Origin of the sequence: Frankia tisae (assembly GCF_025403405.1) — a bacterium.
Taxonomy (GTDB): domain Bacteria; phylum Actinomycetota; class Actinomycetes; order Frankiales; family Frankiaceae; genus Frankia; species Frankia tisai.
Genome location: NZ_JANEZT010000216.1, coordinates 1 through 11,355, shown reverse-complemented (window position 1 = coordinate 11,355; position 11,355 = coordinate 1). Strand labels below are relative to the sequence as shown.

Genomic DNA, 11,355 nt, shown 5'->3' with positions numbered 1-11,355 from the left:
GGGCGCGCCCGCCGACGTGGGGGACCCGGCGCCGGCCTCTTCCCGCCCACCGCCACCATCGCCCGCGGCGCCACCGCCGGCTCCCCCAGCAGAACTCTGCCGCCCACCGGGGCCGCCGTCGGCGCCCCCTCCCAGTGGGACCGGCGACCTTTTCGACCACGCCTCAGCCGCGGGCGTCATCCGGGCCGTGGACTGCCCCGAGCCCGAGCCCGAACGCGGCGCTCCCGGCCTGGCCGCTGGCCGCTCACCGGCAGGCCCGCCCGGCGACGCGCTGGCAACACGCGGACGTGCACCAGCGTTCCCCGCCGGCTGGCCCGCCGCGGCCGGCGGCGGTCCGGGCCGGTCACGACCAGGGGTGCCGGCGGGCGCCTCGCCCGCCGGCCGCCCGCCGGGCGAGGCGGGGTCGGGTGCCTGACGGACCGGGCTTGGGCCGCCGCCGGGTCCACGGGCATCACGACCGGAGGGCGAACTCTCTCGCGCCGGCGTGGTGCTGGCCGACTGGGACCGGATGGGGGCGAGCGGCGGGCGAATCGGGACGCGCCCAGCCTCGGCTGGGCGCGCCGCCGCCGGAGAACGGGACCCTTCAGGGCGGCCACCGGCACCGGGCCTGCCACTGGAGGAGCCGGCGGCGCCAGACGAGGACGCGCTCGCCGGGAGCGCAGAGGCGCTGGCGGGCGAAGCGGAGGCTGGACGCGCGGGTGGCCCCGAAACGACCCGACCCGCGGGCGCGGCGCGCGGCGGAGTACGGGAGTTCGAGGGCGCCGAGGCGCCGGGCCGGTCGGCGGGCGCGGCGGTCTGGGCCTGGTCAGGGGTCTGAGAATCCGACCCGGGGCCGGCCGGGTCCGGGTCGGCTGTCGGCGTGCCTGCGGGTGCCGGATCGTCCGGCCCGTTCCCCTGCTCGACCATGCGACCACTCCCTGACATGCGCCCTTGTCCGACAGGCTGCCGCCCGATCGATCCGGACCCGCGCCGGCGGAATCCGCCGCGCTCCCGGTCGGCGGGTCGGGACGCGGCCGGCATCATCATGACAGCCGCCGGGAGTGTGCCGGACGGGCACGGTGGATCGCTGCACGGGCGGTGTCGCCACCCGCATCCAGCTGAAGATGCCGGATGGCCTGAGGTTGGCGTCCACTCGAGGTGGCGGGGCGCCCGACCGCCGGTCGGCGCGGGTGGGGCCCCGCGGCAACCGCCCGCCGGTCAGGCGTCAGGTCAGGTCACGTCATGACGCGGCACGACGCGGCACGTCGGCACTGCACGGTGCGGCCGTCAGACCGCCTCGCCGATGCGGTGGACCCGCATCATGTTGGTCATGCCGGCCACGCCCGGCGGCGTTCCGGCGACGACGACCACAAGCTCACCGGGCTGGCACCGGCCGATCTGGAGCAGGGCGGTGTCGACCTGGCGGACCATCTCGTCGGTACTCTCCGCGATCGGCACATGGAAGGTCTCCACGCCCCAGAACAGCGCCATCTGGTTGCGCACCGCCTGGATCGGCGTGAAGGCCAGCACCGGGACCTCGCTGCGGTACCGGGCCAGGCGCCGGGCCGTGTCGCCGCTGAGGGTGTGCGCGACGAGGTAGCGGGCGCCGACGGCGTGGCCGACGGACGCGGCCGCCTGGGCGATCGCCCCGCCGAGGGTCCGTGGCTCGGTACGCAGCGGCGGGATTCGCCCGAGGTCCGCCTCGGCCGTCTCGATGATCCGCGCCATCGTGGACACCGACTCGATCGGGTAGGCCCCGACGCTCGTCTCCGCGGAGAGCATGATCGCGTCGGCGCCGTCGAGGACCGCGTTCGCGCAGTCGCTGGCCTCGGCACGCGTCGGTCGTGGCGCGCTGACCATGGACTCGAGCACCTGGGTGGCGACGATCACGGGCTTCGCCCGTTCCCGTGCCTGGCTGACCGCGTGCTTCTGCACCAGCGGCACGTCCTCGAGGGGCAGCTCGACGCCGAGGTCGCCACGGGCGATCATCAGACCGTCGAACGCCTCGATGATGCCGTCGAGAGCGGCGACCGCCTGCGGCTTCTCGATCTTGGCGTGGACGGGGACACGGGTCCCGACCTCGTCCATGATCGCGTGCACGGCCTTGACGTCGGCGGCGCTGCGCACGAAGGACAGCGCGATCATGTCGACCCCGAGTTCGAGGGCGTAGCGCAGGTCGTCGGCGTCCTTCTCGCTCAGCGCCGGCACGGTGAGCGCGGCCCCGGGGATGTTCATCCCCTTGTGGTCGCTGACCGGGCCGCCGACGACGACGGTGGTGTGCACGTCGGTGTCGGTGACGCCGTCGATCTGCAGGACGAGCCGGCCGTCGTCGACGAGGATGCGGCTGCCGGCCGAGACGTCGGCCGGCAGGCCGGAGTAGGTGGTGCCGACCTGGTGCTGGTCACCGGGCACGTCCCGGATGGTGACGGTGAACCGCTGGCCCGGTAGCAGGGTGACACCGCCGGCGGCGAAGGTGCCCAGACGGATCTTCGGGCCCTGCAGGTCAGCGAGGATGCCGACGTTGCGCTCGGCGGCCTCGGCCGCCTCCCGCACCCGGGCGTAGGTGACGGCGTGCTGTTCGTGTGTTCCGTGGGAGAAGTTTAGGCGGGCAATGTCCATTCCGGCGTCGACGAGGGCCCGGACCTTCTCTGGCGAGCTGGTGGCCGGGCCGAGGGTACAAACAATCTTGGCTCTACGTGGCACAGACAAAGCCTAAGTACTGATCGTCGGTCATTGCACACGGGGGCCGCCGAGAGAGGCGAGTCGCTCACCCGCCAGTAGTCAGATCAGGTCGATCCGGTACATGCTGCGCGTGGTCGCCTGGCGGCGTACCGTCCGTCTCGTCACCCGCGCCACACCCGTCCCACGGCGCGCGTGATACGGGAAAGACGGCAAGGGTGCCGACGTTCCTGGGAGCCGCTCCACCCGGACGCGGAAGTCGGTATGACACGGTCGAGCACCCCCGGAGTCGGCATGAATCGAAATCCCGCTATTCACCGTCACCCGTCCGGTGACATCGACATCGCCGTGGTCGAGGTCACCATCGCCCCCGAACCCGGGCCCGTCGCCGCGCAGGCGCCTGCCGGGCAGCCGCCCGCGCTGACCATCGCGCACGATTCGCCGCCGCCACCTTCGGTGGAACCCGGAACCTGACCGAACGGTCTACCCCGCCGCCTCCCCCGGTCCGGCCGTGACCCGCAGTCGCGGCTCGGCGAACCCCGGTCCGGGCTCAGGCGGGGACCGCGCTCGCGTCGTCGGCGGGCGCCGTGGCGGGACGGAACTGGGTCCGGTACAGCTCGGCATACAGCCCGCCGCGCGCCAGCAACTCGTCGTGGGTGCCGCTCTGCACGATGCGTCCGTCGGCAACGACGAGGATGCGGTCGGCCTCTCGCACGGTGGACAGCCGGTGCGCGATCACCAGCGAGGTGCGGCCGGCCAGCGCGGCGCTCAGGGCCTGCTGCACCGCGGCTTCGGACTCGCTGTCGAGGTGCGCGGTCGCCTCGTCCAGCACGACGATGCCGGGCGCGCGCAGCAGCAGCCGGGCGATCGCCAGCCGCTGCTTCTCCCCGCCGGACAGCCGGTGCCCGCGGTCGCCGACGACCGTGTCCAGCCCGTCCGGCAGCGCCCGCACCAGCTCCCCGACCTGCGCGGCGTCCAGCACTGACCACATCTGGTCATCAGTGGCGTCCGGCCGGCCGAAGGCCAGGTTCGCCCGCACCGTGTCGTGGAACAGGTGGGCGTCCTGGGTGACCACGCCGACCGTGGCGCGCAGCGAACGCAGGCTCAGGTCGCGCACGTCGTGCCCGCCGACCCGGACGGCGCCGGAGCGGACGTCGTACATCCGCGGGATCAGCTGGCTGATCGTCGTCTTGCCGGCCCCGGACGGCCCGACCAGTGCGATCATCTGACCGGGTTCCGCCCGGAAGGTGATGTCGTGCAGCACTGGTGCCGGAACCCTGGTGTCGAGGACCGCGACGGATTCCAGCGAGGCCAGGGAAACCTCGTCGGCCGCGGGATACCGGAATCCGACGTGATCAAACTCGACGGCCGCCGCGCCTGCCGGCAGATCGACGGCATCGGTCCTGTCGACGATTGCCGGTGCGAGATCGAGAACCTCGAAGACGCGCTCGAATGACACCATCGCGCTCATGACGTCGACGTGCACGTTCGACAGCTGGGTGAGCGGTCCGTACAGCCGGCCGAGATACGCGGTGAGCGCGACGAGGGTGCCGACCTCCAGGTCTCCCCGGGCCGCGAGACGGCCGCCGGCGCCGTAGACGATCGCGGTCGCCAGCGAGGCGACGAGGCTGAGCGAGGCGAAGAATATTCGGCCGTACATGGCCTGGGTGACCCCGATGTCGCGTACCCGCCCCGCCCGACCGCGGAAGTTGACCTCTTCGCGTTCGGGGGACCCGTAGAGCTGGGCCAGCATCGCGCCCGACACGTTGAATCGCTCGGTCATGGTGTTGTTCATGTCCGCGTTCAGTTCGTAACGTTCCCGGGTCAGTCGGGCGAGCCGTGGCGCGAACGCGCGGGCGGGAAGGATGAAAACCGGTAGTAACACCAATGACACGACGGTGATCTGCCATGACAGCACGAGCATCGCGGCGAGTACGAACCCGGCGGAGAGCACATTCGACAGCACTGAGGACAGTGTGTTCGTGAACGCCGACTGTGCGCCGAGCACGTCGTTGTTCAACCGGCTGGTGAGAGCGCCGGTCTGGGTGCGGGTGAAGAACGCCAGCGGCTGGCGTTGCACGTGCTGGAAGATCTGGCTGCGCATCTCGTAGATCAGGCCCTCACCGATACGGGCCGAGAACCAGCGCTGGGCGAGGGACAGGCCGGTGTCGAGGAAGGCCAGCGCGGCGACGATCCCCGCCAGCAGCTCGACGTAGCCCACCCGGTGATGCTCGATCCCGCCGTCGATGATCTCCTTGAGGATCAACGGGACGACCGCGCCGAGTGCGGCGCTGACCGCGATGAGCCCGAGGAACCAGATCAGCTGGCCCCGCCAGGGCCGCGCGAAGGCCGCGATCCGGCGCACCGTCCCCGGCCGCAGCGAGGTCTTCGCCGCCGACCGGTCCCGGATCGCGGATCGCATCAACGCCCGACTGTCCGGACCCGGCCGCATCATGCCTCCCGACACCGTTGCTTGCACTGTAAGCATGTAAGCAGACGGCGGGTTGCGGTCATTCCCACTGGCGGGCCCGACCGGGGCCGGATCAGCCCGCGGCGGCGCCTCGCGAGGCGTCCAGCAGATCCATGACCGTACGCTCCCAGGCCTCGCCCTCCGCATCGGGACCGCTGCGGGAGTCGGCACCCGCCGCGGCCCGCCGCGGGACCGCAGCTCCGCCGGCCACACGGGCACCGCGCAGGAGCGCCTTGACCTCAGCCGTAACAGCAGAGGAGGTGGCGAGCAGGCCCGCGACCACGGCGGCGACCTCATCGTCGAGCCGCGGGCGGGGCACCACCCGCTGAGCCAGCCCGAGGCGGGCGGCCTCGGGCGCACCGAGCGGCCGCCCGGTCAGGCACAGGTCGAGGGCGCGGGACCAGCCGAGAAGCTCGGCCAGCCGGGTCAACGAACCCGCCCCGGGCAGCAGGCCGCCGAGCGCCCAGACCGGGTGCAAACCCGCTTCTGTGGCAAAAATCCGCAGGTCGCAGGCGACAGCGACGGCCATACCGACATCCTCGGCAACGTCCGCCACCGCGGCGACGCTGATCAGGTTCGCCCGCGCCGTGAGCCGTTCGAGCGCGTCCCGCCAGACCCGGTACCCCCCGGTCAGGGCGGCCGGATCGACCCGCGCGGACGACGGCGGGAGCGGTGCCTGCTCGTTCAGGCCCGTCAGACGCGGCGCAGTGTCCGCGGCCGGCGGGATCTGGCCGCCCAGGCGGACGACGGCGACCCGGACATCGCCGCCCATTCGTCGCTGGGCGTCATCAAGGGCGGAACCAAGGCCCCCCAGTGACCCGGGATCGCCGGATCCGGAGAGCCGGATGGTCGCGACAGGTCCGACGACCTCCACCCGTAGTCCGGCCGCCGCCGATACGGCGGCGGCCGGTACCGCCATGATCAGGCGCTCTTCTTCTTGGTGCCCCGGGTCGCACCGCCACGGCCGCGCAGGGTCGTACCGGACTCCGACAGGATCCGGTGGACGAAACCGTACGAACGACCAGAGGACTCGGCGAGCAGACGGATGCTCTGCCCACCTTCGTACTTCTTCCGAAGTTCGGCAGCGAGCTTGTCGCGCTCGGCGCCGGTGATCCGGGTTCCTTTCCTAAGCTCGGCCAACGTGGCCCCCTCCGTGTTCGATGATCTGCGAACCGATCTTCACTCAGCTCGAGTGAACGCGCCACTCGAAGCAGATGTGATCCATCACACGCGGCGCGTCGGTGCGTGACCGTGCGCTCGCGCTTCCATCCCCACGCCGACACCAAGGCCGGCATGACCCGGGTCGCACCCGCCCGCTCGCACGCCAGGCGTCCACGGCCGACCATGCACGGTGACCAGTGTCCCCAATCCCATGCGCACGGCCTAACAGCAGCAACGGCGCGTCGCCGCGAACATCGTCACCAGCATGATCGGCGATCTTCCCTCAACGCAATACCGCAGGTACAACCAACAGTCGATCACTGTACAGAGCCCGCCGACGGACCGCTAACGCCGCAGATCAAACCGACTGATTACTCACACCCCGCGGCAGCCGTCCGCTGCCGCGGCCGGCCGGGAGACCACCGCGGCGCGGCGCGCGCCCGCCCCGCGGCGGCGGTTCGCGCCTGAGCCCGCGCACCCGGAACCGTCGCGCCGATCGGCTGTGGGCTTCGGCCGGCGCAAGACTCGTTACCGTGCAGAGGTGGCCCGTGAAGTGGTGAGCGTCAGCCGCGGCGCATCCGAGCGGGCGCGCGTCCCGGCGACCGTGCGCAGGCGGATGCAGCCGCGGGCCGGCACGCTCGCCGCCAGCCTCGGACCGGCGGTGCGGGCGGAGCTCGCCGAGGCCGGGATCTGGCTGGCCCTGGTCGCCTTCGGGCTCGCCGGCACCGCCCTGCTGGCCAGCACCGACATCAGCCTCGGCTGCCCGCGGCCCCCGTGGCACGACGGCTGGGCGCCGCGCCTGGACCCACTCGTCGTGGTCCCACTCGCGGTCGCCGCGACCGTGATCGCACTCACGGCCTGGTGGGCCTCGACCATCCGGCCACCGCGGTCGGTGGCGTTCCGGCTGCCCTGGAGTGTCCTGCTGCTGCTGGGCTATCTGGGCTCGTTGGCGTTCAGCCTCGCGCTCGCCCTGGTCACGCCCGGGGATCTCGCCGCCGGCCTGCGGGCACCTGCGGACCTGCTCGCGGCGGCCGGCGCGGTCGGCGACGACCCGCTCGGACGGCTCGCCGCCTACACCTCGACGACGCCGCACGCCGCCGCCGGCTCGGTCGCCGTGCTGCCGGCGCACCCGCCGGGGCCGGTGCTCGCCACCTGGCTGCTCACCCGGGCGGGGCTGCACGGCGCCGTGCCGATCGGCGTGCTGTTCACCGCGCTCGGCGCGCTGACCGTCCCGGTCGTGTGCGTCGCGGTGCGCTCGCTGTGCCATGAGACCGCGGCCCGCCGGCTGGTTCCCGTCCTCGTTCTGGCGCCGTGGAGTGTCTGGATGGCGGCCTCCCCGGATGCCGTCACCGCCGCCCTCGCCGCGCTGGCCGTCGCCATCGGTGTGATCGGCTGCGAACCGGAACGCCGGTCGGTCTGGTGGGCGCTGGCGAGCGGGCTGCTGCTGGGCCTGGCGGCGCTGTTCGGTTACGCCCCGGTGTGGCTGGGGGTGGCGGTCGCGGCCGCCTACTTCGTCCGGCGCCGGCCGCTGCTCAACGTCATCACCGGGCTCGGCGCGCTGCTGCCGCTGTGGCTGTTCTACGCCTGGGGCTTCTCCTGGCCGGACGGGTTGGCCCTGGCCAGCGCGCCGCGGCCGTCGGTGGGAGCCGCGCTGGCCTGGATCTTCCTGGATCTGACCGTCGTGGTCCTCGCCACCGGCCCGCTCGCCGTGCGGGCGGCACGCCGGCTGCGCCTGACGCCGGGCTGGCCGTTCCTGGTCGGTGCCACCGCCACCATGCTGTTCGCCGTGACTCTCGGCCTTGCCGAGGGCGGGACCGAGCGGACCTGGCTGCCGGTGTTCCCCTGGCTGTTGGTCGCGGCGGTGGCGCCCCGGCCCCGGCCGGCCCGACCGGGCGACCGGTTGCAGGCCGGCAGCCTGCCCGTCATCCTCGTGTCACTGAGTGCGATCGGAGCCCTCGGCCTGCGGCTCTGCCTCGGTGGCCCGGCGACCTGACCCCCGGCGTCAGGCCGGCGCGGAGGTCGGCTCGGGACCGCTCGCGGACGGTAGGGGCAACGCGTCGCGGGAGATGTCCGGCTCCAGGAAGATCCGCATCGGAACCGCCAGGGACGCCCGCAGCGCCTCCTCGGCGCCGTCGATGGTCGCGGCGACCTCCCGCATCGTCGCCGCCGGCGCCATTCCGATCTTGGCGGCGACCAGCAGCTCGTCCGGGCCCAGGTGCAGGGTCCGCAGGTGGATGACCTCTCTCACCCCGGGCGCGGCGGCGAGGGTGCCGCGGATCGTCGCGACGGCCTGCGGGGTCGCCGCCTCCCCGACGAGCATGCCGTACGCCTCGGTCGCGACGAGCACCGCGACGACGAGCAGCAGAATGCCGATGGCCAGGGTGCCGGCGCCGTCCCAGATCGGATCGTCGAGCAGCAGGGTCAGCCCGACGCCGAGCAGGGCGAAGATCAGCCCCAGCTCGGCGGCCAGGTCCTCGAGCAGGACGATCGGCAGCTCCGGCGCGCGCGCCTCCCGGATGAACTGCCACCAGGAGCGGTCGCCCCTGGTCTTGCTCGACTCGCGTACCGCGGTGGACAGCGAGTACGACTCCAGCACGACGGCGACCAGCAGGATGATCACGGCGATCAGACCGCTGTCCAGCTCGTGCGGGTGGCGCAGCTTCTCGACGCCCTCGTAGGTGGAGAACAGCCCACCGACGCTGAACAGCACGATGCCGACGAGGAACGCGGCGATGTACCGCGCGCGGCCGTACCCGAAGGGGTGCTCCTCGTCGGGTGGGCTGCCCGACTTGCGCTGGCCGAGCAGCAGCAGCCCCTGGTTGCCGGAGTCGGCGACCGAGTGAATGGATTCGGCGAGCATCGACGACGACTGCGTGAGCAGGAACGCCACGAACTTCGTCACCGCGATTCCCAGGTTGGCGGCCAGCGCCGCCAGAACCGCCTTGGTGCCGCCCTGCGTACTCACAAAAGACTCTCCACTTCCGTCCCGACGGTGGGGGCGGACGCAGCCTCGTGCCTGCCACCGCGCCGCCGAGCATCGCCGCCGGTGTCCCCTCCGGCCCGATGTCCCAGTCTTACAAGCCGAGCCGGCCGGCCACGCGGCGGGTCGCCACCCCGCCCCGGGTGGCTACGTCAGGCCAGCGTGATGAGCTCCAGGAGATCGGGTGACCAGTTGTCCTCGACGCCGTCGGGCAGCATCAGCACCTTCTCCGGGCTGAGCGCCTCGACCGCGCCCGGGTCGTGCGTGACGAGCACCACCGAGCCCTTGTAGGTGCTCAGCGCGGCGAGCACCTCGTCGCGGGAGGCGGGGTCGAGGTTGTTCGTCGGCTCGTCGAGCAGCAGCACGTTCGCCGAGCTGCACACCAGCCCGGCCAACGCCAGGCGGGTCTTCTCGCCGCCGGAGAGGGTCTGCGCGCGCTGCTCGACGGTGTCGCCGCTGAACAGGAACGCGCCGAGAATGCGCCGCAGCTCCACGTCGGAGGTGCCCGGCGCCGCGGCCCGCATGTTGTCCAGCACCGACCGGTCGGTGTCCAACGTCTCGTGCTCCTGCGCGTAGTAGCCCAGCCGCAGGCCGTGCCCCGGATGCACCTCGCCGGTGTCCGGCCGCTCCTGACCGGCGAGCATGCGCAGCAGCGTCGTCTTGCCGGCGCCGTTGAGCCCGAGGACGACCACCCGGGACCCCCGGTCGATCGCCAGGTCGACGTCGGTGAACACCTCCAGCGAACCGTAGGACTTCGACAGTCCGGTGGCGGTCAGCGGAGTGCGCCCGCAGGGCGCCGGGTCCGGGAAGCGCAGCTTCGCCACCCGGTCGGCGACGCGGGTCTCGGCAAGCCCGGCGGCCAGCCGCTCGGCGCGGCGGTCCATCTGGTGGGCGGCGCGGGCCTTCGTCGCCTTCGCCCGCATCTTGTCGGCCTGCGCCTTCAGCGAGTCGATCTTCTTCTCGGCGTTGGCGCGTTCCCGGCGGCGGCGCCGCTCGTCGAGCTCCCGCTGGTTGAGGTAGGTCTTCCAGTTGACGTTGTAGACGTCGAGGGCGGCGCGGTTGGCGTCGAGGTAGAAGACCTTGTTGACGCACCGGTCGAGCAGGTCGACGTCGTGGCTGACGACGACGAGGCCGCCGTTGTGCGCGCGCAGGAAGTCGCGCAGCCAGCTGATGGAGTCGGCGTCGAGGTGGTTCGTCGGCTCGTCGAGCAGCAGCGTCGCATCCGAGCTGCCGGACCCGGCGAACAGGATCCGGGCCAGCTCCACCCGGCGGCGCTGGCCGCCGGACATCGTGCCGATGGGCTGGGCGAGCACCCGGTCGGCCAGCCCCAGCGAGGAACAGATCCGGGCCGCCTCCGCCTCCGCGGCGTACCCGCCGAGGGTGCCGAAGCGCTCCTCCAGGCTGCCGTAGCGGCGGATCGCCGCGTCCCGGGCCTTCACATCGACCAGCTCGGCCATCTCCAGCTGCAGCTTCTCCATCTCGCGAAGCAGGACGTCGAGGCCACGGGCCGACAACACCCGGTCGCGGGCGGTGTCCGTCGGGTCGCCGGCGCGCGGATCCTGCGGCAGGTAGCCCAGCTCGCCGCGGACGTCGACACCGCCAGCGAACGGCATGCCCTCGCGGGCCAGCACCTTCAGCAGGGTCGTCTTACCCGCACCGTTACGCCCGACCAGACCGATCCGATCGCCCTGCTGCACCCGGAAGGAGACAGGCTCGATCAGGGTGCGGGCTCCGGCGCGCAGTTCGAGCTCGGACACAATGATCATCGAGGTTGGGCCTCTTTCGGGCTTCCTGGCGACGCAGTTGACGTCGGACGGCTACGGACGACGGTGGAAACGCCACCGGGGCGGGACATCATCCGATCACGACGCGGCGATGCTCATGCCATCCAGACTACGGTGCCGTCCTCTCGGGGTGCCGTCCTCCCGGGACGCCGTCCTCCCGGGACGCCGTCCTCCCGGGACGCCGGACGGCGAGGTGGGCGCGCGCCGCGCCGACCCAGCGCCAACCGCCGCGACGCGCTCCAGGCAGACTTGAACCCGCCCGGCCCGAGCCGCGAGACCGTGGCCGCAGACCGCCCCCAGAC

8 protein-coding genes are annotated in these 11,355 nt (G+C 72.6%); 2 read left to right on the top strand and 6 right to left on the bottom strand.

The window, feature by feature from the left end; translation table 11 throughout:
• Nucleotides 1-1,266: 1,266 nt before the first annotated feature.
• On the bottom strand, nt 1,267-2,682 hold the full coding sequence (gene pyk, locus NBZ85_RS19640) for a pyruvate kinase (protein WP_261554450.1): 1,416 nt from the start codon (nt 2,680-2,682) through the stop codon (nt 1,267-1,269).
• Between the two features lie 270 nt (nt 2,683-2,952).
• Between pyk and NBZ85_RS19635 the strand changes: the two genes are divergently transcribed.
• The gene (locus NBZ85_RS19635) at nt 2,953-3,132 is read left to right on the top strand and encodes a hypothetical protein (protein WP_261554451.1); all 180 of its coding nucleotides are present in this window, start codon (nt 2,953-2,955) and stop codon (nt 3,130-3,132) included.
• 76 nt (nt 3,133-3,208) lie between these two features.
• Here NBZ85_RS19635 and NBZ85_RS19630 read toward each other — a convergent pair whose 3' ends face one another.
• The 3 genes from NBZ85_RS19630 to NBZ85_RS19620 all read right to left on the bottom strand — a co-directional run bounded on the left by NBZ85_RS19630 (nt 3,209) and on the right by NBZ85_RS19620 (nt 6,268).
• The gene (locus NBZ85_RS19630) at nt 3,209-5,080 is read right to left on the bottom strand and encodes an ABC transporter ATP-binding protein (RefSeq protein ID WP_438803097.1); all 1,872 of its coding nucleotides are present in this window, start codon (nt 5,078-5,080) and stop codon (nt 3,209-3,211) included.
• Nucleotides 5,081-5,201: 121 nt separating this feature from the next.
• A complete protein-coding gene (locus NBZ85_RS19625) occupies nt 5,202-6,047 on the bottom strand; it encodes an enoyl-CoA hydratase/isomerase family protein (protein WP_261562375.1) in 846 nt (281 codons plus the stop codon).
• 2 nt (nt 6,048-6,049) lie between these two features.
• Nucleotides 6,050-6,268: a helix-turn-helix domain-containing protein gene (locus NBZ85_RS19620; RefSeq protein ID WP_009399485.1), complete on the bottom strand. Its 219-nt coding sequence runs from the start codon at nt 6,266-6,268 to the stop codon at nt 6,050-6,052.
• 577 nt (nt 6,269-6,845) lie between these two features.
• Between NBZ85_RS19620 and NBZ85_RS19615 the strand changes: the two genes are divergently transcribed.
• Nucleotides 6,846-8,282: a hypothetical protein gene (locus NBZ85_RS19615; RefSeq protein WP_261554453.1), complete on the top strand. Its 1,437-nt coding sequence runs from the start codon at nt 6,846-6,848 to the stop codon at nt 8,280-8,282.
• Nucleotides 8,283-8,291: 9 nt separating this feature from the next.
• On the opposite strand, the gene NBZ85_RS19610 is transcribed toward NBZ85_RS19615, so the two are convergent.
• On the bottom strand, nt 8,292-9,254 hold the full coding sequence (locus NBZ85_RS19610) for a cation diffusion facilitator family transporter (RefSeq protein ID WP_261554454.1): 963 nt from the start codon (nt 9,252-9,254) through the stop codon (nt 8,292-8,294).
• A gap of 167 nt (nt 9,255-9,421) precedes the next feature.
• The gene (locus tag NBZ85_RS19605; protein WP_261554455.1) at nt 9,422-11,035 is read right to left on the bottom strand and encodes an ABC-F family ATP-binding cassette domain-containing protein; all 1,614 of its coding nucleotides are present in this window, start codon (nt 11,033-11,035) and stop codon (nt 9,422-9,424) included.
• Between the last annotated feature and the right edge of the window lie 320 nt (nt 11,036-11,355).

Excerpts from the sequence above, each read along its gene's own strand:
- NBZ85_RS19635 (WP_261554451.1), top strand. The coding sequence starts at position 2,953 with ATGAATCGAAATCCCGCTATTCACCGTCACCCGTCCGGTGACATCGAC.
- NBZ85_RS19630 (WP_438803097.1), bottom strand. The coding sequence starts at position 5,080 with ATGCGATCCGCGATCCGGGACCGGTCGGCGGCGAAGACCTCGCTGCGG.
- NBZ85_RS19625 (WP_261562375.1), bottom strand. The coding sequence starts at position 6,047 with ATGGCGGTACCGGCCGCCGCCGTATCGGCGGCGGCCGGACTACGGGTG.
- NBZ85_RS19605 (WP_261554455.1), bottom strand. The coding sequence starts at position 11,035 with ATGATCATTGTGTCCGAGCTCGAACTGCGCGCCGGAGCCCGCACCCTG.